Source organism: Pseudarthrobacter sp. 05T312 (assembly GCF_056396685.1).
Genome location: NZ_JBFTLY010000009.1, coordinates 50,789 through 71,264 on the forward strand (window position 1 = coordinate 50,789; position 20,476 = coordinate 71,264).

At 66.9% G+C, this 20,476-nt stretch carries 17 protein-coding genes; 10 read left to right on the plus strand and 7 right to left on the minus strand.

Annotated elements, in window-relative coordinates; genetic code table 11:
* Positions 1 to 9: 9 nt before the first annotated feature.
* The 3 genes from AC1DIP_RS13175 to tkt are packed head-to-tail and all read right to left on the minus strand — an operon-like array spanning position 10 to position 4,906.
* Entirely contained in the window at positions 10 to 1,641 is a 1,632-nt protein-coding gene (locus AC1DIP_RS13175; protein ID WP_477734014.1) for a glucose-6-phosphate isomerase, read from the minus strand.
* 5 nt (positions 1,642 to 1,646) lie between these two features.
* A complete protein-coding gene (gene tal, locus AC1DIP_RS13180) occupies positions 1,647 to 2,762 on the minus strand; it encodes a transaldolase (RefSeq protein WP_477734015.1) in 1,116 nt (371 codons plus the stop codon).
* Positions 2,763 to 2,788: 26 nt separating this feature from the next.
* Positions 2,789 to 4,906: a transketolase gene (gene tkt / locus AC1DIP_RS13185; RefSeq protein ID WP_477734016.1), complete on the minus strand. Its 2,118-nt coding sequence runs from the start codon at positions 4,904 to 4,906 to the stop codon at positions 2,789 to 2,791.
* Positions 4,907 to 5,427: 521 nt separating this feature from the next.
* Between tkt and AC1DIP_RS13190 the strand changes: the two genes are divergently transcribed.
* Together AC1DIP_RS13190 and AC1DIP_RS13195 are read left to right on the plus strand one after the other, a co-directional pair.
* On the plus strand, positions 5,428 to 6,387 hold the full coding sequence (locus tag AC1DIP_RS13190) for a heme o synthase (RefSeq protein WP_476210999.1): 960 nt from the start codon (positions 5,428 to 5,430) through the stop codon (positions 6,385 to 6,387).
* 175 nt (positions 6,388 to 6,562) lie between these two features.
* On the plus strand, positions 6,563 to 8,830 hold the full coding sequence (locus AC1DIP_RS13195) for a SulP family inorganic anion transporter (RefSeq protein WP_477734017.1): 2,268 nt from the start codon (positions 6,563 to 6,565) through the stop codon (positions 8,828 to 8,830).
* 67 nt (positions 8,831 to 8,897) lie between these two features.
* On the opposite strand, the gene AC1DIP_RS13200 is transcribed toward AC1DIP_RS13195, so the two are convergent.
* Genes AC1DIP_RS13200 through AC1DIP_RS13210 form a run of 3 tightly spaced genes read right to left on the minus strand, consistent with a single transcriptional unit; the run spans position 8,898 to position 11,582 of the window.
* On the minus strand, positions 8,898 to 9,842 hold the full coding sequence (locus AC1DIP_RS13200) for a COX15/CtaA family protein (protein ID WP_477734018.1): 945 nt from the start codon (positions 9,840 to 9,842) through the stop codon (positions 8,898 to 8,900).
* 7 nt (positions 9,843 to 9,849) lie between these two features.
* On the minus strand, positions 9,850 to 10,617 hold the full coding sequence (locus AC1DIP_RS13205) for an ABC transporter permease (protein WP_477734019.1): 768 nt from the start codon (positions 10,615 to 10,617) through the stop codon (positions 9,850 to 9,852).
* Positions 10,614 to 11,582, minus strand: a complete 969-nt coding sequence (locus AC1DIP_RS13210; RefSeq protein ID WP_477734020.1) for an ABC transporter ATP-binding protein — start codon at positions 11,580 to 11,582, stop codon at positions 10,614 to 10,616. Before AC1DIP_RS13210 ends, AC1DIP_RS13205 begins: the two co-directional genes overlap by 4 nt.
* Before the next feature lie 157 nt (positions 11,583 to 11,739).
* Between AC1DIP_RS13210 and AC1DIP_RS13215 the strand changes: the two genes are divergently transcribed.
* Genes AC1DIP_RS13215 through AC1DIP_RS13240 form a run of 6 tightly spaced genes read left to right on the plus strand, consistent with a single transcriptional unit; the run spans position 11,740 to position 16,809 of the window.
* Positions 11,740 to 12,546 (plus strand): MarR family transcriptional regulator, encoded by an 807-nt coding sequence (locus AC1DIP_RS13215; RefSeq protein WP_476211007.1) that lies wholly within the window; start codon positions 11,740 to 11,742, stop codon positions 12,544 to 12,546.
* Positions 12,546 to 14,009 carry a Fe-S cluster assembly protein SufB gene (gene sufB / locus AC1DIP_RS13220; protein ID WP_477734021.1) on the plus strand — a complete coding sequence of 488 codons (1,464 nt, stop codon included), beginning with the start codon at positions 12,546 to 12,548 and terminating at the stop codon, positions 14,007 to 14,009. Before AC1DIP_RS13215 ends, sufB begins: the two co-directional genes overlap by 1 nt.
* Positions 14,009 to 15,250: a Fe-S cluster assembly protein SufD gene (sufD, locus tag AC1DIP_RS13225; protein ID WP_477734022.1), complete on the plus strand. Its 1,242-nt coding sequence runs from the start codon at positions 14,009 to 14,011 to the stop codon at positions 15,248 to 15,250. Before sufB ends, sufD begins: the two co-directional genes overlap by 1 nt.
* Positions 15,251 to 15,270: 20 nt before the next feature.
* Positions 15,271 to 15,627 carry a non-heme iron oxygenase ferredoxin subunit gene (locus AC1DIP_RS13230; RefSeq protein ID WP_477734023.1) on the plus strand — a complete coding sequence of 119 codons (357 nt, stop codon included), beginning with the start codon at positions 15,271 to 15,273 and terminating at the stop codon, positions 15,625 to 15,627.
* 42 nt (positions 15,628 to 15,669) lie between these two features.
* Positions 15,670 to 16,464: a Fe-S cluster assembly ATPase SufC gene (gene sufC, locus AC1DIP_RS13235; RefSeq protein WP_224026050.1), complete on the plus strand. Its 795-nt coding sequence runs from the start codon at positions 15,670 to 15,672 to the stop codon at positions 16,462 to 16,464.
* A gap of 12 nt (positions 16,465 to 16,476) precedes the next feature.
* Entirely contained in the window at positions 16,477 to 16,809 is a 333-nt protein-coding gene (locus tag AC1DIP_RS13240) for a metal-sulfur cluster assembly factor (protein WP_110543073.1), read from the plus strand.
* Positions 16,810 to 16,946: 137 nt separating this feature from the next.
* On the opposite strand, the gene ypfJ is transcribed toward AC1DIP_RS13240, so the two are convergent.
* A complete protein-coding gene (gene ypfJ / locus AC1DIP_RS13245; protein WP_477734024.1) occupies positions 16,947 to 17,828 on the minus strand; it encodes a KPN_02809 family neutral zinc metallopeptidase in 882 nt (293 codons plus the stop codon).
* Positions 17,829 to 17,885: 57 nt separating this feature from the next.
* Between ypfJ and AC1DIP_RS13250 the strand changes: the two genes are divergently transcribed.
* A complete protein-coding gene (locus AC1DIP_RS13250) occupies positions 17,886 to 19,292 on the plus strand; it encodes a class I adenylate-forming enzyme family protein (protein WP_477734025.1) in 1,407 nt (468 codons plus the stop codon).
* Entirely contained in the window at positions 19,255 to 20,475 is a 1,221-nt protein-coding gene (locus AC1DIP_RS13255) for an acetyl-CoA C-acyltransferase (RefSeq protein WP_476211021.1), read from the plus strand. Before AC1DIP_RS13250 ends, AC1DIP_RS13255 begins: the two co-directional genes overlap by 38 nt.
* Position 20,476: the final 1 nt, after the last annotated feature.

Sequence of the window (20,476 nt, forward strand, 5' to 3'; positions counted from 1 at the left end):
TTTTGTGCCTTAGCTTTCGGTTGCGGATGCGCGGGTGGACAGTGCAGTGACGACGCCCTGCAGCTGCGCCACGCCGGCGGCACGGTCGGTGAGGTGGAGGCGCAGCACGGGACGGCCGTGCTCACCCAGGACCTGGGCATCGCCTGCAGCCTGGGCAGCAATGAGCTCACCAAAGGTGAACGGCCGGTCCGGGATGCCCAGGTCCTCAGCCGGGGCGGCAGTGACCTGGAGGAACACGCCGATGGCAGGGCCACCCTTGTGGAACTGTCCGGTGGAGTGCAGGAACCGCGGGCCCCAGCCGAAGGTCACCGGGCGGCCGGTGGCAGCTGCCAGATCGTCGCGGATGCCTTCGAGTCCGGCGAAAGCCAACCGGTCAAAGTACGCCTGCACGCTCAGGTAGCTGTCGGAAGCCAAGGTGCCCAGGAGCGCCTTGACGGCACCTTCCGCCGTTGCTGCGTCGCCGAGCCAGTCGCCGCCGCGCACCTCAATGGCGCCGTCGACGAAAGCTGCGGGAGTCGGTTCCGGCTGGGCATCCAGCAACCCGCGTGCCGCTACCTTGGCGGCTTCGACGTCGGGCTGGTCGAACGGGTTGATCCCCAGCAACCGGCCCGCAACGGCGGTGGCGAACTCCCACACCATCATCTGGGTGGCAAGGCCGCCGGCAATGGCTGCCTGGTTCGCGCCGAGTTCGATGTCGGCATCGGCTGCCACGAGCCGGACCACCAGCACATCGGGAGCGCCTGATGTTACCTCCGGGGCCTGCGGACCTGCGACCACCGGCAGGATGCCCGTGCCGAGCTTGCCGGTGGATTCGGCGATGAGCTGTTCAGCCCAGTCGGCGAATCCAACGATGCCGGAGCCGTCCTCTGCGATGACGATCTTGTTCCGCAGCGGGCTGGTTCCACCCAAGGTGGCACCCAGGGCCAGGCCGATGTTGTCCGCGGCATCGTCGTTGAGGATCTCGGCAGCTTCCTCCGCCTCGTCCAGGAAAGCCTGGATGTCCACGCCCGCCAGGCCGGAGGGGACCAGGCCAAACGCTGTCAGGGCCGAGTAGCGCCCACCGACGTTGGGATCGGCGTTGAAGACCGCCCGGTAGCCGGCCTCCCGGGAAGCCTTGTCCAGCGGTGAGCCGGGGTCGGTCACGATGATGATCCGGCTCTTGGCGTCCACGCCGGCCTCGGTGAAGGCCTGCTCGAAGATCCGGCGCTGGGAGTCCGTTTCCAGGGTGGAGCCTGACTTGGACGACACCACAATTGCCGTCTGGGCCAGCCGGTCGGCGAGGGCGGCACGGACCTGGTCCGGGTCCGTGCTGTCCAGCACTGTCAGCTCGACGCCCGCCGTGCCCGCGATGACCTCGGGGGCCAGCGAGGACCCGCCCATGCCGCAAAGCACGATCCGGTCCACGCCCTCGGAGCGCAGCGCGTCCCGGAGTTCCAGGATGTCCTTGACCAGGGGCTGTGAAACCGTGGCGGCCTCCACCCAGCCCAGGCGGACCGCTGATTCGGATTCGGCATCCGGACCCCACAAGGTGTGGTCCTTCGCAAAGATCCGGGTGGCAACCCGGTCCTGGACCAGGCCGGGAAGGTGCTGTTCAAGCGCCTGCTGGGCAGCGCCGGTGGCGTCGTAGCTGAGAGTGCTCATAGGTGTTAGGAAGCCTTTCGTGCAGAAGCGAGGGCGCCTTCGACGTCGGCCAGGAGTTCCTTCCAGCTGGCCACGAACTTGTCCAGGCCTTCGGTTTCAAGGAGTGCGACGACGTCATTGTAGGAGACGCCGAGCTTCTCAAGGGCGTCGAGGGTGGCGTTCGCCTCCTCATAGGTGCCGGAGACGGTGTCGCCGGTGACCACGCCGTGGTCGAAAGTGGCATCCAGGGTTTTTTCCGGCATGGTGTTCACGACGCCGGGGGCCACGAGTTCGGTGACGTACAGCGTGTCCGGGTAGGCCGGGTCCTTGACGCCGGTGGAGGCCCACAGGGGGCGCTGGGGGAGTGCACCGGCGCCGGCCAGCAGGGTCCAGCGTTCGGTGGCGAACAGTTCCTCGTAGACCTGGTAGGCCAGGCGGGCGTTGGCGAGGCCTGCTTTGCCCTTGAGGGCCTTGGCTTCTTCGGTGCCGATCTTGTCGAGGCGCTTGTCGATCTCGGAGTCCACGCGGGAAACGAAGAAGGACGCCACCGAGTGGATCTTTGAAAGGTCGTGGCCGTTTTCCTTGGCCTGCTCCAGGCCGGACTGGAAGGCGTTGATGACTGCGCGGTAGCGCTCCAGGGAGAAGATCAGCGTGACGTTGACGCTGATGCCCTCTGCCAGGGTGGCCGTGATGGCTTCGAGGCCCTCGACGGTTGCGGGGATCTTGATGTGGACGTTGGCCTTGTTGACGCGCTGGTAGAGGTGCTTGGCCTCGGCGATGGTTCCTGCGGTGTCCCAGGCAAGACGCGGGTCGACCTCGATGGAGACCCGGCCGTCGATTCCCCGGGTGGCCGCGGCGACTGGGGCGAAAAGGTCGCAGGCGTCGGCGACGTCGGTGGTGGTGATCTCGAAGATCGTGTCCTCCACGCTGGCACCCTCCGCTGCCTTGGCGGCGATGATGTGGTCGTAGTCCGTGCCCGACGTGATGGCGGCGTGGAAGATCGAGGGGTTGGTGGTAACGCCAACCACGTTCTTTTCTTCGATGAGCTTGCGGAGGGTGCCGGTTTCCAGGCGTCCGCGGGAGAGGTCGTCGAGCCAGATGGAAACGCCGGCGTCGGAGAGCTGCTGGGTGGGAGTTGTCATTGTTCTATCTCCTAAAAGTTTAGGTTTCAGGCCTGCAGGCCGGCGAGGGAGTCCTTGGCGGCGGCGGCCACTGCTTCCGCCGTGATGCCGAACTCCTGGAAGAGGCGCTTGTAGTCCGCGGAAGCGCCGTAGTGCTCCAGGCTGATGGAGCGGCCTGCGTCGCCGACGAATTCGCGCCAGCTAAGGGCCAGCCCGGCTTCGACGGACACGCGTGCCTTGACTGCCGCGGGCAGGACCGATTCGCGGTAGGCGGCGTCTTGCTTCTTGAACCATTCAACGCAGGGCATGGACACCACGCGGGCTGCGGTGCCGTCGGCCTGCAGCGCCTCGCGGGCCTGGACAGCCAGCTGGACCTCGGACCCTGTGGCAATCAGGATCACGTCGGCCGGCACCGTGGCGCCGTCCTTCGATGCCTCGGCCAGCACGTAGCCGCCCTTCGCCACGCCTGCCGTCGACGCGAAAGTGTCGCCGTCGGCGTCGCCCTCGCCGCGTTCCCACGTGGGGATGTTCTGGCGGGTCAGGACGATGCCTGCGGGGTTGGCGTGGTTTTCCAGCATGGTCTTCCACGCGGCTGCCACTTCGTTGGCGTCACCGGGGCGGACGACGTCCAGGCCCACGATGGCGCGCAGAGAGGCGAGCTGTTCCACGGGCTGGTGGGTGGGGCCGTCCTCGCCCAGGCCGATGGAGTCGTGCGTCCAGACGTACAGGGACGGGACACCCATCAGGGCACCGAGGCGGATGGCAGGACGCTGGTAGTCGCTGAAGATCAGGAACGTGCCGGAGAACGCCCGGGTGTTGCCGGCCAGGCTGATGCCATTCACGATCGCTGCCGCAGCGTGCTCACGGATACCAAAGTGCAGCACCCGGCCGTACGGGTTGCCGGACCAGGCGCCGGTCTGCTTGGAGGCCGGGACGAAGGACGGTGAACCTTCGATGGTGGTGTTGTTGGACTCTGCCAGGTCGGCGGAGCCGCCCCACAGCTCGGGCAGGACCGGGCCGAGGGCGTTCAGGACCTTGCCGGAGGCTGCGCGGGTGGAGACATCCTTGCCGGCCGGGAAGACCGGAAGCGCGGCGTCGACGTCGGCAGGGAGTTCCTGCGCCTCGATCCGCTGGAGGAGGGCGGCGCCTTCGGGGTTGGCTGCCTGCCAGGCGTTGAAGGATTCTTCCCATTCCTTATGCTCGGCCGCGCCGCGTTCCACTACTGCGCGGGCGTGGTCCAGGACTTCCTGGTCCACCTCGAAGGACTTGGCGGGGTCGAAGCCCAGCACCTCCTTCAGTGCGGCCACCTCTTCGGCGCCGAGGGCGGAACCGTGGATCTTGCCGGTGTTCTGCTTCTTGGGGGCCGGGTAGCCGATGATGGTGCGCAGCGAAATGATGGACGGCTTGGAGGTCTCGGCCTTGGCCGCGAGCAGGGCACTGTAGAGCTCCTGGACGTCTTCCTTGTATTCGCCGGTCCGGGTCCAGTCCACGCGCTGGGTGTGCCAGCCGTAGGCTTCGTAGCGCTTCAGGACATCCTCGGTGAACGCGATGTCGGTGTCGTCCTCGATGGAGATGTGGTTCTCGTCGTAGATCACCACGAGGTTGCCCAGTTCCTGGTGGCCTGCCAGCGAGGACGCCTCGGACGTGACGCCTTCCTGGAGGTCGCCGTCGGAGGCGATGACCCAGATGGTGTGGTCGAACGGCGACTCGCCGGCCGGCGCATCGGCGTCGAACAGGCCACGCTGGCGGCGCTGGGAGTACGCGAAGCCCACCGAGGACGCCAGGCCCTGGCCCAGCGGGCCCGTGGTGATCTCCACGCCGGCGGTGTGCTTGTACTCGGGGTGTCCCGGAGTCAGCGAGCCCCAGGTGCGCAGGGCCTCCAGGTCCTTCAGTTCCAGCCCATAGCCGGAAAGGAAGAGCTGGATGTAAAGGGTCAGGGACGTGTGGCCCGGGGAAAGGATGAACCGGTCACGGCCAAGCCACTGCGGATCACGCGGGTCGTGGCGCATCAGCTTCTGGAAGAGAAGGTATGCGGCGGGTGCCAGGCTCATGGCAGTTCCGGGGTGGCCGTTGCCCACCTTCTCGACGGCGTCCGCGGCCAGGACACGGATGGTGTCCACGGCGCGCTGGTCCAAGCTGGTCCATGACAGTTCTTGCTCTTCCAAATGTGGCACGAAAACCGGGCCCCTCTCTGTGCTGGCGTTCGGTGGTACACCGGATCCGGTCAAGGGTGCTCTGCTTGGCGCCCGCTGCGGTGTGTACCAGCCGTTCACCATCGAAACGTTGATCCTTGCATTCAGTCACGGACAGCAACGGGAATGCGTTTTCCACCGCTTTCTTGCTGCGTGCTGATCTGGTGACAGCTTAGCTCTTATCCATCCTTCGGGCGCCGCAAATCTCACGTTTTGGACGCAATTTCCCCTTTTGTGAATCACTATTCCGGCGCGGTGACTTAATCTGCTCGAATGGGCCCGCGAGCAATCAATTGCGCATATTGCGGGGCAGGGGAAGTGCTTGCGGCGCGGTATGATATTCGGAGGCCAACGCCGGGCGCGCATCCCTAATTGCCGCCCGGAGTTTCCCGGCTGTTGCACGCACCTTGCGCTTTTCCATCCCTGAGTGCCGTGCCCGGGTCCGGGCCGCACGACCGGAGCTGCCCTGCAGCCTCAACTGCCACACAGAACGGGTGACTGCCACCGTGAGCACAACAGATACGCCGCTGAACGCATCCCGGGCCTCCGGCATCGGGTTTGCCCGTAAGGCCAAGGCGTATCTCGCCCTCACCAAGCCTCGCGTGATCGAACTGCTCCTGGTCAGCACGCTTCCCACCATGATTTACGCCGAGCGGGGCTTCCCTTCCATTGGGCTGATCCTTGCCACCCTGGTAGGCGGCGCCTTCGCCGCCGGCAGTGCGGGGGCATTCAACTGCTACATCGACCGGGACATCGACAAGCTGATGCACCGGACGGAAAACCGGCCGCTCGTCACGGGTGAGGTCACCCCGCGGGAAGCATTGGTCTTCTCCTGGCTGCTGGGTGCGGCGGCCATCGTGATCCTCTGGTTTGGCGCCAACCCGCTGTCGGCGTGGCTGGGCCTGGGGGCTATCTTCTTCTACGTCGTCATCTACACCATGATCCTCAAGCGCCGCACGGCGCAGAATATCGTCTGGGGAGGCGCCGCAGGCTGCTTCCCGGTGCTGATTGCATGGGCCGCCGTAACCAACTCCGTCGAATGGCCCGCCGTCATCCTGTTCATGGTGATTTTCCTCTGGACGCCTCCGCACTACTGGCCCCTGTCGATGCGCTACGGCGAGGACTACCGGAACGCCAACGTCCCAATGCTCGGCGCCATTGCCGGCGCCAAGGTGGTGTCCGTCCAGGTGGTGTTGTACGCCTGGGCCATGGTGGCCTCATCCCTGCTGATGATCCCGGCGGGCGGGGCCGGCTGGGTGTACACGGCAACTGCGGTCATCGCGGGCGCCTGGTTCCTCTACGAGTCCCATGCACTGTACTCCCGCGCCCACCGGGAGGATATTTCCGACAAGCGCGCCATGAAGGTGTTCCACGGTTCCATCAGCTACCTGACGCTGCTCTTCATCGCCCTCGCGGTGGACCCGTTCGTCGGGAGCGCGGTCATGCCCGGCTAGCCGGCGCCACCCGGGCCCGCGGCGGCCTCCGCTTAACAGCGGGGGCCGCCGTTCCGGTTTAAGGCCGGGATCCAGCGCATATGACAGTTTTGTCATATGCATCACTTTAACTGTCATTGCCAGTGACGGGCTGCTTACGGTGGAGCGGACCCTTTCCGCGACCTAAGGAAACTCCATGGAAGCCCGCCCCTCCGCCGACCGTACCCCAAGCCACAGCCCGCCGGGAGGTGGCGGACGCAGCCGCCGCTTCCGGTTCCGCGCTGCGTTCCTTTCCCACCTTGGTGCCGACGTACCGGCGTCACTGGTGGTGTTCCTCGTTGCCCTCCCGCTGTCGCTGGGGATTGCAGCGGCCTCCGGTGCGCCGATCATGGCCGGCCTGATTGCGGCCGCCATTGGTGGGATCGTGGCTGGAAGCCTCGGGGGTTCACCCCTCCAGGTGAGCGGACCGGCGGCAGGGCTCACCGTCGTCGTGGCCGGCCTGGTCCAGGAGTTCGGCTGGCAGGTGACCTGCGCCATCACCGCGGCCGGCGGCGTCGTCCAGCTCCTGTTGGGCTTCAGTCGGGTAGGCAGGGCAGCCCTGGCCGTATCGCCGGTAGTGGTCAAGGCCATGCTCGCCGGCATCGGTGTCACCATCATCCTGCAGCAGCTGCATGGGATCCTTGGGTCCCGGCCTGCCGGATCTGCGCTTGAGAACCTTGCCGGACTGCCGGCGGCCATCACCAGCCTCGAACTGCACGCGGCCCTGCTGGGGCTGGCCGTCGTGGCCATCCTGCTGTGCTGGAAGTTCCTGCCGGCGGCCATCCAGCGGGTCCCCGGCCCCCTGGCCGCCGTCGCAGCGGGCACCGCACTGGCCGTCGCGTTGGCGCCCGGGGTTGAACGAATCTCATTGGACGGGTCCATCGTCGACGCCATCGCCCTGCCGCAGCTCCCTGACGGAAACTGGCGCGCCTTCGCGTTCGCCGTCATCACCATGGCACTGATCGCCAGTATTGAGTCCCTCTTATCCGCGGTTGCCGTGGACAAGATGCAAACCGGCCCGCGGACCAACCTCAACCGGGAGCTTATTGGCCAGGGCACGGCAAACATCCTCTCCGGCTCGCTGGGTGGCCTTCCCGTCACGGGCGTGATCGTGCGCAGCGCCACCAATGTGGAAGCGGGCGCCGCCACCCGCCTGTCCGCGGTGCTCCATGGCGTGTGGGTCCTCGCCTTCTCGGCGCTCTTCGCGGGCCTGATCCAGCTGATCCCGCTGGCCGTCCTGGCCGGCCTGCTGGTGGTGATCGGGGCGCGCCTTATCAAGGTGGCGGACATCCGCACCAGCCTGCGGACCGGGGACCTCCCGATCTATGCCGCAACCCTGGTCTGCGTGGTGTTCCTGAACCTGCTCGAGGGCGTCATGATCGGCCTCGCCCTCGCCGCCGCCAACGTGCTCTGGCGTGTCCTGCGGGCCCAGATCCATGCCCACCCGCCGGCCGCCCCGTCGTCGCCCTGGCGCGTGACCATCGCCGGTTCCTGCAGCTTCTTCGCGCTGCCAAGGCTCAACCCTGTCCTTGCGGTTGTACCGGCCGGCAAGGAAGTAGTGGTGGAGCTGAACGCAGACTACATTGACCACCCGTTCCGCGAAGCGCTGCTTGCCTGGCAACTGCAGCACCAGTCGACCGGCGGCGCGGTGAGCATTGAAGAGCACGGCAACACCGTCTTCCAGGATGCGGGACACCAGGCGCCCAGGCGTGAAAATGCCACCGAGTTGCCGCTTCCGCCGCGGAAGGAACCCCTGCTGGTGGGGGTCAACAAATACCACCGCCGGTTTGCCCACCAGGTCCGTCCGCTGGTTCATGACCTGACCGACGGCCAGAATCCTGACAGCCTGTTCGTCGCCTGCGTCGATTCCCGCGTCAACCCGAACCTGATCACCAGCAGCGGCCCCGGCGACCTGCTCACGCTGCGGAACATCGGCAACGTGGTGGGCAGCCACGGGCAGGAGGCCTCGATTGACTCGGCCCTGTCCTTTGCCCTCAACGGCCTGCGGGTGCAGTCCCTGGTCATTTGCGGGCACTCCAACTGCGGCGCCATGAAGGCGCTGCTTGCGGAAGCCGACGGCGGAGACAACGGTTCGCTGGGCCCGGCGTTCACGTCATGGCTGGACCATGCCCGGCCCAGCTATGCGGCACTGCTGGCAGGGCACCCGGTGGGCCGGCAGGCCGCAGCAGCGGGCTACGGCACCCTGGACCAGCTCTCCATGGTCAACGTGGCCGTGCAGTTGGCAAAGCTCCAGGACCATCCGGTGGCAGGGCCTGCGCTGGCCGATGGAACGGTCCAGGCCACGGGACTCTTCTATGACATTGCCACGGCCCGGGTACTGCGGGTCTCCGCGGACGGCATCGAGAACCTGGATCCTGCCTTCGACGCCGCCACCAAGGGCAGCGCCGTCGCGGCCGGCCGCTGACCTGCGGCCTTAAGACGTGAAGGCGCCCCGGTCCTGGACTGGACCGGGGCGCCTGGCGCGGCTTGGGCTATTTCAGCGTGCTGGACCGGGCGATGTCCCAGGCGTTCGTCGATGCTGCCATGAGCAGGGCCGCGCCGAGCATGTGGGCCGCCACCAGCAACGCGGGAATGCCGTTGTAGTACTGCGTGAAACCGATGATGGCCTGGAGGACGGTGACTCCCAGGAGCATCAGGACCGCCGTCCGGAAGGGGCCAGTGATGCGCCGCCGGATGACCAGCACCAGCGCCACCACCGTTCCCGCGGTAACCAGGTAGGCCGGTACGGCGTGGATGTGGGAGAACAGGTCCCAGTCAAGGTCATTGCGGGGAGCATCGGCGTCACCCGCGTGCGGACCTGCACCCGTGACCACCACGCCGAGCATCACGGCCACGGCGGAGAAGAGCGCGACGGCGGCCGTCACCGGGCGCAGCACGGGCGGCAGTTGGGCGGGTCGGCATGCGGGGAAGCGGCCGGTCCGGCCGAAGGCGCGGTTCACCAGCAGGGTGGAGAACACCACCAGGGCCATCGACACCAGGAAGTGCAGGCCCACCACCCACGGATTGAGGTTGGTAAGCACGGTGACGCCGCCGATGACGGCCTGGGCCGGGATGCTGGCGAGCAGTCCGAGGGCCAGCAGGAAGAGGTCCTTGCGTTCCTTGCGCAGGTTCCACAAGTAGACCAGCATGAGCGCGGCCACGGCGGCCAGCGCGAAGGTCAGGAGCCGGTTGCCGAACTCGATGAAGCCGTGGATGCCCATCTCGGGAGTGTTCATGATCGAGTCCGAGGTGCAGCGGGGCCAGGTGGGGCAGCCAAGGCCGGACGCCGTCAGGCGGACGGCCCCGCCCGTGACAACCAGGAGCGTCTGGCCGATCAGGGAGGCAACGGCGAGGCGCCGGATGCGGGCGTCCACCGTGCGGGGGAGCCGCGACGCCAGGCGGCCGGCAATCTGGGGGAGGCGTGAAGCCGTGGTCACGATTATCTCAATTCCACTTGAACCAACGGATGGCTGCGGCTCCGGCAATGACGGTCCAAAGCAGCAGGATCAGGGCGGCGCCGCCGTTCACGGCCCCGCCCAGAAAAGCGGCGCGCATCGATTCCCCGAGGGCGCCGGAAGGCAGGAAATGGACAACGGCCTGCGCCGCGGCGGGCAGTCTTTCCGCCGGAATGACGATGCCGCCCATGGCTCCGAGCAGGATCCACAACAGATTGGTGATCGCCAACGTCGCTTCCGGCCGGACAGTTCCGGCCACCAGCAGCCCCAGCGCGGTGAATGCCGCCGCGCCCAGCGCAAGCAGCGCAAGGCCGGGGAGCCAGGCCGACGCCGTCGGCTGCCAGCCCAGCGCCAGGGCAACCAGCCCCACCACCACCACCTGGAGGCACAGGACGGCCAGGACCGAGAGGACCTTGCCGGCGATCAGGCCGCCGCGGCCCAGGGGCGTCGTGGACAGGAACCGGAGCACCCCGTAGCGGCGGTCGAAGCCGGTGGCGATGCCCTGGCCGGTGAAAGCCGTGGACATGGCGCACAGGGCGAGGATCCCCGGAACGGCAACGTTGATGCGGCTGGAGCCCATACCGTCCAGGAAGGGCGTCACCGTCAGGCCGACCAGTGCCAGCAGCGGCAACACCACGGCCAGGATCAGCTGCTCGCCGTTCCGCAGCATGGTCAGTGCCTCGTATTTGCCTTGCAGGAGGACGCGGCGCAGCAGGGACGCGGGCTGCTGCGTCTCCCGGATCGCTGCGGTGCTCATCGGATTTCCTTTCCTGAGATGTCCAGAAAGACGTCTTCAAGGCTACGCGCCTGGAGGCTCATCGATGCCGGCATGATGCCCTTTGCTTCCCACCACTGGGCCAGGGCGGAGAGGTGGCCAGGTGTGAGGGCACCGGTGACGGCGTAGCTGCCGGCGCGGGATTCGGAGACATCGACGTCGTCCGGGAGCACCGCAGCCAGGTCCAGCCCGGCGGGTGCCTCGAACACCAGGGTCCGGCCATGCTCGCCGGCCTGGTCCGCCACCGGGCTGCGCTGCAGGAGCTCTTGGACGGTGCCTTCGGCGACGTTGCGGCCGCCGTCAATGATGTACACGTAGTCCGCAAGGCGCTGGGCGTCGTCCATGAGGTGGGTGGTCAGGATGATTCCCATGCCGCCGTCACGCAGCTCGGCGATCAGGTCGAACACCAGCTGCCGGGACTGCGGGTCAAGGCCGGCGCTGGGTTCATCCAGGAAGAGGACTTCGGGCCTGCCGATCAAGGCTGCGGCCAGTGCCAGGCGCTGCTTCTGGCCCCCGGAAAGCCGGCGGACGCTGGTCCGGCTGAAGGTATCGATCCCCAGCCTGCCCACCAGGTCTTCGAGTGGCCAGGGGCGGGCGTACAGGCCGGCGATATGCCGCAACAACGGGATGGGCCGTGCCGACGGCGGGAGCCCGCCGTCCTGCAGCATCACGCCAACGCGGGAGCGCAGGTCAGCGCCTGCGGTGGCCGGGTCCTGGTCCAGCAGGGAGATACTGCCGCCGGTACGTTTCTGCAGGCCCTGGGCGCATTCCAGCGTGGTGGTCTTGCCGGCTCCGTTTGCGCCCAGCAGCGCGGTGACCTGCCCGCGCTCGGCGATGAGGGAGACGCCACTGACAACCCTGAGCATCTTTCCGTCCAGGCTGGAAAGGGGGCCTACGTCCTTGATGAGCCCATGGATGGACAGGACGGGGGACTGGGGGGATCGCACCACAGTATTCTACGGGATGTAGTATTCAGTGCCGTCCGGCCCGCTCGGGCGGAGCCCCTGGAAACTGCCTGGGAGTCATTTTCCGTACGGAGCCAAGGTCAGCCTGCCCTTACTGGAGTGCGGGACTAAATTACGACATGATTGTGTTGTGTATTCCATGACCAACGCTACCGCTGTGCCTGTGGCCGGGCCGGGACCCGCTCCGTCCGGTCCTGTAGCAGACGCTGACGAGCGCACCCGGGACCGGGTCCTCGCTGCCGTCCTGGAACACGGGCCTGTCAGCGCCGCCGAACTGGGAGACATGCTCGGGTTCACCCCGGCCGCTGTACGGCGCCACCTGGACCACCTCTCCAGGGCCGGAGTCATCGAGGTCAAGCGCCTCGCCAAGCCGGGAGCCGGCGCCGGTCGCCCCGCACGACGTTACGTCCTCAGCTCCCAGGGCCAGTCCAGCCTGGGCAACGACTACCTGGACATTGCAGCCCTTGCACTCCAACAGCTGCAAAAGGTGGCCGGTCCCGACGCCGTACGGGCATTCGCCGAAGAACGGTTCGCTGACATGGAACGGCGCTATGCCCCGGAAATAGAGCAGGCCGGACCGGACATCAGGGACCGCGCCACCGCACTGTCAGCCGCGCTGAGCCGCGACAACTTCGTGGCCTCCGCCGCCTCCATCGAGGCAAAGGCACCCCTGCCCGCGGCGCTCTCCAGCGTCCAGCTCTGCCAGGGCCACTGCCCCATCCAGCAGCTCGCCGCCCGCTTCCCGGTGTTCTGCGACGTCGAAACCGAAGTCTTCTCAAGGCTGGTGGGAGTGGACGTACGCCGGCTCTCCACCCTGGCCCGTGGTGGCCACGTCTGCACCACCCACATTCCCACAGGCAGGCTGTCTGCCAGGCCGGCCACCGCGCCGGCGGCAGCCCCCGCCCGCCTGGACGAAGTAACCAACCATCAGCAAGAAAGGCCGTGATGACGGACCAACTATCAGAGAAAGCAGTAGCCGAAAACACTGTGATCTCGGAGATTCTGGAAAAGAATCCCGAGCTCCACGGCATCGGCAACTACGAGTACGGCTGGGCCGACAAGAACGACGTCGGCGCCAATGCACGGCGTGGTCTCGATGAAGAGGTAGTCCGGGACATTTCGGCCAAGAAGAGCGAACCGGAATGGATGCTGGACCTCCGCCTCAAGGGCCTGAAGTACTTCGACCGCAAGCCCATGCCCACCTGGGGTGCAGACCTCTCCGGCATCGACTTCGACAACATCAAGTACTTTGTCCGCTCCACCGAGAAGCAGGCTGCCACCTGGGAAGACCTCCCGGAGGACATCCGGAACACGTACGAGAAGCTGGGCATCCCGGAAGCCGAGCGCAGCCGCCTGGTTTCCGGTGTTGCCGCCCAGTACGAGTCCGAGGTTGTGTACCACCAGATCCGCGAGGACCTCGAGGCACAGGGCGTGATCTTCCTGGACACCGACACCGCGCTGAAGGAGCACCCGGAGATCTTCCAGGAGTACTTCGGCACGGTCATCCCGGTGGGCGACAACAAGTTCGCCTCGCTGAACACCTCGGTGTGGTCCGGCGGTTCCTTCGTGTATGTGCCCAAGGGCGTCCACGTGGACATCCCGCTGCAGGCGTACTTCCGCATCAACACCGAAAACATGGGGCAGTTCGAGCGGACCCTGATCATCGCCGATGAGGACTCCTACGTCCACTACATCGAAGGCTGCACGGCGCCGATCTACACCTCGGACTCCCTGCACTCCGCCGTGGTGGAAATCATCGTCAAGAAGGGCGCCCGCGTCCGGTACACCACCATCCAGAACTGGTCGAACAACGTCTACAACCTGGTGACCAAGCGCGCCGTCTGCGAAGCAGGCGCCACCATGGAATGGGTTGATGGCAACATCGGCTCCAAGGTCACCATGAAGTACCCGGCCGTCTACCTCGTGGGTGAGGGCGCCAAGGGCGAAACCCTCTCGATCGCGTTTGCCGGCGAAGGCCAGCACCAGGACACCGGCTCCAAGATGGTCCACATCGCGCCGAACACCAAGAGCTCCATCGTCTCCAAGTCGGTGGCCCGTGGCGGCGGCCGTGCAGCCTACCGCGGCCTGGTCCAGATCCGTGAAGGAGCCAAGCACTCCGCCAACACAGTGCGCTGCGACGCCCTCCTGGTGGACACCATTTCCCGGTCGGACACCTACCCGTACATCGACATCCGCGAGGACGATGTGCAGCTGGGGCACGAGGCCACCGTTTCCCGCGTCAGCGAGGAGCAGCTGTTCTACCTCATGTCCCGCGGCATGCCCGAGGACGAGGCCATGGCCATGATCGTGCGCGGCTTCATTGAGCCGATCGCCCGCGAACTGCCCATGGAATACGCCCTCGAGCTGAACCGCCTCATCGAACTCCAGATGGAAGGATCCGTCGGTTAATGACTGCCGAAGCAACTACCGAAAAGGCGCGCATCGGCGCACCGTCGATCGCCGGTTTCACCGAGGAAGGCGAACACCTGGTCGCCTCCAAGGTTGACCGCCACCACAGCCACGGCACCCAGGTCATGGCCTCCCGCGCCGAGCGGCTCACCAGCCACGACGTGGCCGACTTCGCCCTGCCCAACGGCCGGGAAGAGGAATGGCGCTTCACCCCGGTGCGCGAACTGGCCAACCTCCTGTCCGACTCCCCGTCGGAGCAGGGCGCACTGGGCGTTTCCATCGAGGCACCCGCCGCCGTGGTGCAGCGGACCCTCCGCGCAGGTGAGGCCCCCCGCGGTGCCACCCTTGTGCCGGCCGACCGTGCCGCCGTCGTCGCCTCCGCCAACACGGCGGAAGCCCAGCTGATCTCCATCCCGGCCAACGCAGAGCTGGACGCACCCGTGCGCCTGGTCCTCACCGGCAACGGGGCGGACCGCCGCAGCAATTCGCACCTGGTCATCGAAGCCGGGGCCAACAGCCGTGGCGTGGTCATCATCGAGCACGACGGCACCGCCGACCACAACGGCAACGTTGAGGTCCTGGTCCGCGAGGGCGCCCACCTCACGGTCGTCTCCGTGCAGCTGTGGGAAGACGACGCCAAGCACCTGGCGCAGCATGACGCCGAGGTCGCCAAGGACGCCGTGTACAAGCACATCGCCGTCACGCTTGGCGGCAAGATCGTCCGCCTGAACTCCAACGTCCGGTTCGCCGGGGAAGGAGCCGAGGCTGAGCTCCTCGGCCTCTACTTCGCCGATGCCGGCCAGCACCTGGAGCACCGTTCGTTCGTGGACCACAACGTAGCCAACTGCAAGTCCAACGTCTTGTACAAGGGCGCGCTGCAGGGCAAGGGTGCGCACACGGTCTGGGTAGGCGACGTGCTGATCCAAAAGCAGGCCGAAGGCACCGACTCCTACGAGAAGAACCAGAACCTGGTCCTGACCGACGGCTGCCGCGCGGACTCCGTGCCCAACCTCGAAATCGAGACCGGCCTGATTCAGGGTGCCGGCCACGCGAGCTCCACCGGCCGCTTCGACGACGAGCACCTGTTCTACCTGATGGCCCGCGGCATCCCCGAAGATGTTGCCCGCCGGCTGGTGGTCCGCGGCTTCCTGAACGAGATCATCCAGCAGATCAAGGTCCCGGCCCTCGAAGAGCGCCTGACCGAGGCTGTGGAACGCGAACTCACGGCAGTCGACTACTAGATACAGGCAGGCAGGAACGTATGAGCGGCAAACCCAAGGGTGAGCTGGTGTGCAGCGCCAATGACATCAAGGTCAAGCAGGCGCTGCGCATCCTGGTGGACGGCTATCCAGTAGCCGTGGTCCGGGACTCGATGGGGGACATCCACGCCATCGGTGACACCTGCTCACATGCGGACATCTCCCTGTCGGAGGGCGACGTGGAAGGCTGCGCCATCGAGTGCTGGGGACACGGCTCCCAGTTCGACCTGCGCAGCGGCCAGCCGCTCCAGCTCCCCGCCTACGATCCCGTGCCGGTGTTCGCCGTCGAACTCGACGGCGACGACGTCTACGTGGACGTCACCAACGTTTTGAACGGCGCAACGGTAAACAACTACTGAGCGCCCGCAGCACCAGACTTACGAGCAAAAAGAAAGAAGAGCATGTCAACTCTTGAGATCAAGGACCTGCACGTCAGCATTGAGACGGAGCAGGGCACCAAGGAGATCCTGAAGGGCGTCAGCCTGACCATCAGGACCGGCGAGACGCACGCCATCATGGGCCCCAACGGCTCCGGCAAGTCCACCCTCGCCTCGACCATCGCCGGCCACCCGCGCTACACCGTCACCAGCGGCACCATCACGCTGGACGGGGAGGACGTGCTGGCCATGAGCGTTGACGAGCGCGCCCGCGCCGGTGTCTTCCTGGCCATGCAGTACCCGGTAGAGGTTCCGGGCGTCACCATGACCAACTTCCTGCGCACCGCCAAGACCGCCATCGACGGCGAAGCACCCAAGCTGCGCACCTGGACCAAGGACGTCAAGGACGCCATGGAGAAGCTGCGCATCGACGCCGACTTCGCCCAGCGCAACGTCAACGAAGGCTTCTCCGGCGGCGAGAAGAAGCGCGTGGAGATCCTCCAGCTGGAACTCTTCAAGCCCAAGTTCGCCGTGCTCGACGAGACCGACTCCGGCCTGGACGTCGACGCGCTGAAGATCGTCTCCGAGGGCGTCAACCGCGCACACTCCGAGGGCAACATGGGCACGCTGCTCATCACCCACTACACGCGTATCCTGCGCTACATCAAGCCTGAATTCGTCCACGTGTTCGTGGATGGCCAGGTTGTCGAGGAGGGCGGCCCCGAGCTGGCCGACCGTCTCGAGGAAGAAGGCTACGACCGTTACGCAAAGGGCGCCGGCGCAGCTACCATCGCGGCCGAGGCCGCAGTACAGGCCTAGTTAGGACTTGTCATGACCGAAATCAAGCCGGGCCGTACGGCCCTGGAGGACGTCGAAGAGGCGCTCAAGGACGTCATCGATCCTGAGCTTGGCGTTAACGTGGTGGACCTCGGGCTGCTGTACGGCCTGAAGTACTCCGATGAGGACGGCGCGCTCCTGATCGACATGACCCTCACCACCGCCGCCTGCCCGCTCACCGATGTGCTCGAGGAGCAGGTGGGCCAGGCGCTGGACGGCGTCGTGGACGACTGGCGCCTGAACTGGGTATGGATGCCGCCATGGGGTCCCGAGCGGATCACCGATGACGGCAAGGACCAGATGCGGGCCCTCGGCTTCAACATCTAAGTCCCTACCGCTTTAAGTACGACGACGGCCGGTCACCTTCTCCGCGAAGGTGGCCGGCCGTCGTCGTTGGTTCACCGATTGCTGCGCAACCGCCGTTTTAGGGTGCCATAAGGGCGGCTACGGAGCAATCGATAGGGCTACAGGGTTGCTGCGCTGAACGTGTCGCACTGGTTGATGTCGCCGTACTGGTAGCCCCGGGAGAACCAGCGCTGGCGTTCCTCGCTGGAGCCGTGGGTCCAGCCTTCGGGGGAGACGCGGCCGGTGGCAGCCTTCTGGATCCGATCGTCACCTACCGACGCGGCGGCAGACAATGCGTCGTTCACATCCTGCTGGGTAAGGGGTTCCAGGTAGGGCTGGCCCGTGGCCGGGTCCGGGGTGGTGGAGGCGTACTTGGCCCAAAGACCGGCGTAGCAGTCTGCCTGAAGTTCGGTGCGTACGGAACCTGACTCCGGGCCCTGGGGGTCCTGCTGTGCCCGCTTCAGGTCACCGAGAAGATTCTGGACGTGGTGGCCGAACTCGTGGGCCACCACGTATTCCTGTGCGAGTGGGCCGCCGGAGGAACCAAACCGGTCCACCAGTTCCTGGAAGAAGCCGGGATCGAAGTATGCCGTGGTATCCGTGGGGCAGTAGAACGGGCCCACCTCGGAGGTTGCGGCACCGCACGCGGTGTTGGTGCCGCCGCTGAAGATCACTGCTTCCGGCCGGGGGTACTGCACCTTGTATTGCTTCAGGTAACCGGGCCAGAACGCGTTCAGGCTGTTGACGGTGCCCGTGATCCTGCAGTCCAGGCGGGCGTCTGCGTCCGCGCCGGTGCTGCACGCAGGTGCCGTGCCCTGGGACTGTCCCGACGAGCCGCCGTCCACCAGTCCGCCGAGCATGTTGGGGTTGATTCCCAGGAGGATGGCAACGAGCAGGACCAGGCCGCCGCCGATGCCGCCGCCGACTTTCACGCCGGTGCCCATGCCCCGGCGGTCCTGGACCTGGGAGGGATCAAGCTGCACGTTGTCATTGAAACTCATAACGTCACATTACCCGCGGGCCGGGCGCTCAATCTGCCCTGCCGGTAAAGTTGGTCCGTGCCTTTCCTCGACAAGCTCCAGCGCTGGGCCGGGCAGCGGCCGCACGACACCGCCGTCGTGATCGCCGGACGCCGCCTTGACTGGGAGCAGCTGCGGGACGCCGCGGCAGAAAAGGTGGCCGGCACCAAATCCGTCACGGCACTCTCTGAGGCCAATTCCGTGGACTTTGCCGTGAATCTCGCAGCCGCCGTGGCAGGCGGCCGGCAATGCGCCGTCCTGGATCCGGCGTGGCCCGTGGGCCTGCAGGAGGACATTGTCCGGCGGGTGGAGGCGTGCGCCGACCCCGCACCGGTGTCTCCGGACGACGGGCTGGCCGACGGGCCGGCGGCATCCACCTTCCTGGTCGGCCTCACCTCCGGAACCACGGCTGTGCCCAAGGCGTTCACCCGCTCCCGGCGGTCCTGGCAGCAATCCTTCGACGCGTCGATCGAGTTTTTTGGGCTCCGGCAGGATGACGTGACCCTGGCGCCCGGTCCGCTGGCCGCCAGCCTGAACCTCTACGCCCTGGCCGAGTGCCTCTACGCCGGTTCGGAGTTCCAGACGCTGGAGACGTTCGACGTCGGCGACGTCCACGCGGCCATCACCCACGACCGCGTCACCCGGCTGGTCCTGGTGCCCACCATGCTGCGGATGCTCAGCGAGCGCGGCATGACCGGTTGCGTCGATGCCTCCGGCGTGCGGACCATCATCTGCGCCGGTTCGAAGCTTGACGCCCGCACCCTTGAAGCTGCCCGCCGCTGGGCGCCGAATGCCACTATCTACGAGTACTACGGCGCCTCTGAACTGAGTTTCGTCTCCGGACTGGGACTGGCGCCCGGCCAGGCTGCCACCGCCGGCGGCACCGGAATTGGCCGGCCGTTTCCCGGGGTCGACGTCCGGATCCTGGATGACGACGGCGCACCCGTCCCCGTCGGCGGCTACGGCAACATCTGCGTCCGCAGCGGCATGGTAAGCAACGGCTACCTGTGGGGCGACGACGGCGAAGCGCTGCGGTGCTTCGGCGACTGGTACACGGTGGGCGACCAGGGCTACCTGGCGGACGGCGGGCTGCACATCCTAGGCCGCCGCGCCGACATGATCCTCACCGCGGGACGGAACGTCTACCCGCATGAGGTGGAGCTGGCGCTGGCGGCGGTCCCCGGGGTCTCGGCAGCTGTTGCTGCCGGGATGCCGGATGATTTGCGCGGCCAGCGCGTGGTGGCCGGCGTGGTGCCGTCCCACGGTGGAATCAGCGCCACCCAACTGCGGGCGGCCCTGGAGGATATCCTGTCGCGGCACAAGCGGCCGTTGCAGTACTACCTGCTCCAGGAATTGCCCACCACGGACCGCGGCAAGGTCAGCCGGGACCTCCTGCTGGAGTGGATCAATGCCCGCGATCCCAGGGTGCGTGCCCTTGGCGCCTGACGTCCAGCCGCCGGACCTCCTGCCGCCCGAACGGCAGCCGGTCATCATCGCCGCGAGACGGACCCCGGTCTGCCCCGTCAACGGTGGCCTGCGGAGCCTGCGCGCCCACGAACTCCTGGCTCCGGTCCTCCGGGAACTGGTCGCTGCGGTGGCGCTTGACCCCGCGTCCGTCACCGACGTTGTTATCGGGAACGCCGTGGGCGGGGGCGGGAACGTTGCACGGCTTGCCCTGCTGGAAGCGGGACTGCCGGCCGGCGTGCCGGGAATCACCGTTGACCGGCAGTGCGGTTCAGGCCTGGATGCAATCGTCCTTGCCGCACAACTGGTGGCGGCCGGCGGCGGACCGCTTTACCTGGCAGGGGGAGTGGAAAGCACCAGTACCGCGCCCCTGCGGGCCCACAGGACGGACGACGGCGGCCCCGAGTTCTACCGCCGCGCCCAGTTTGTGCCGGACAGCTTCGGGGACCCGGACATGGGAGTGGCCGCGGAAACGGTGGCCCACGAGTACGGTGTTTCCCGGGAACGCCAGGATGACTTCGCGCTGGCCAGCCACCGGAAAGCCCTCGCTGCCATCCGGGACGGCCGCTTCACGGACGAACTCGTGCCGCTGGAGACGCCTGCGGGGACCGTCTCGTCGGACGGCGGCCCACGGGCCGGCCTGACCCCTGCTGTCATGGCACGGTTCCCGGCCGCCTTCGTGCCGGGAGGAACCGTTACCGCCGGAAACTCCTGCTTTGACGCGGACGCGGCCTCCGCCGTCGTCGTAACGTCCTTGGCGCGGGCGCGCCAACTGGGGGTGCCTGATGGCCTGCTGGTGCGCGGCACCGGAACCGCCGGGGTGGCTCCGCAGGTGCTCGGGATGGGCGCTGTTCCGGCTGCCAATGGCGTGTTGGCCGCCGCAGGCGTGAAAGCCGGCGAGCTGGACCTGGTGGAATTCAACGAGGCGTTCGCCTCGCAGACCCTCGCGTGCCTCGATGAGTTGGGGATCGATCCGGGCCGGGTCAACCTCGATGGCGGGGCGCTGGCGCTGGGGCACGCCTACGGTGCGTCGGGTGCCGTGCTGGTGACCCGGCTGCTGGCCCAGGCGCGGCGGGCGGACACCGAGGGCGCCCTGGGGCTGGCCATGATCAGCATGGCCGGTGGAATGGGCACGGCGGCGCTCCTGGAGTACCGGCGGCTGTAAC

Coding starts and splice junctions, on each gene's coding strand:
- AC1DIP_RS13175 (WP_477734014.1), bottom strand. CDS start 1,641: ATGAGCACTCTCAGCTACGACGCCACCGGCGCTGCCCAGCAGGCGCTT.
- tal (WP_477734015.1), bottom strand. CDS start 2,762: ATGACAACTCCCACCCAGCAGCTCTCCGACGCCGGCGTTTCCATCTGG.
- AC1DIP_RS13195 (WP_477734017.1), top strand. CDS start 6,563: ATGGAAGCCCGCCCCTCCGCCGACCGTACCCCAAGCCACAGCCCGCCG.
- AC1DIP_RS13205 (WP_477734019.1), bottom strand. CDS start 10,617: ATGAGCACCGCAGCGATCCGGGAGACGCAGCAGCCCGCGTCCCTGCTG.
- AC1DIP_RS13215 (WP_476211007.1), top strand. CDS start 11,740: ATGACCAACGCTACCGCTGTGCCTGTGGCCGGGCCGGGACCCGCTCCG.
- sufB (WP_477734021.1), top strand. CDS start 12,546: ATGACGGACCAACTATCAGAGAAAGCAGTAGCCGAAAACACTGTGATC.
- sufD (WP_477734022.1), top strand. CDS start 14,009: ATGACTGCCGAAGCAACTACCGAAAAGGCGCGCATCGGCGCACCGTCG.
- AC1DIP_RS13230 (WP_477734023.1), top strand. CDS start 15,271: ATGAGCGGCAAACCCAAGGGTGAGCTGGTGTGCAGCGCCAATGACATC.
- sufC (WP_224026050.1), top strand. CDS start 15,670: ATGTCAACTCTTGAGATCAAGGACCTGCACGTCAGCATTGAGACGGAG.
- AC1DIP_RS13240 (WP_110543073.1), top strand. CDS start 16,477: ATGACCGAAATCAAGCCGGGCCGTACGGCCCTGGAGGACGTCGAAGAG.
- ypfJ (WP_477734024.1), bottom strand. CDS start 17,828: ATGAGTTTCAATGACAACGTGCAGCTTGATCCCTCCCAGGTCCAGGAC.
- AC1DIP_RS13255 (WP_476211021.1), top strand. CDS start 19,255: ATGCCCGCGATCCCAGGGTGCGTGCCCTTGGCGCCTGACGTCCAGCCG.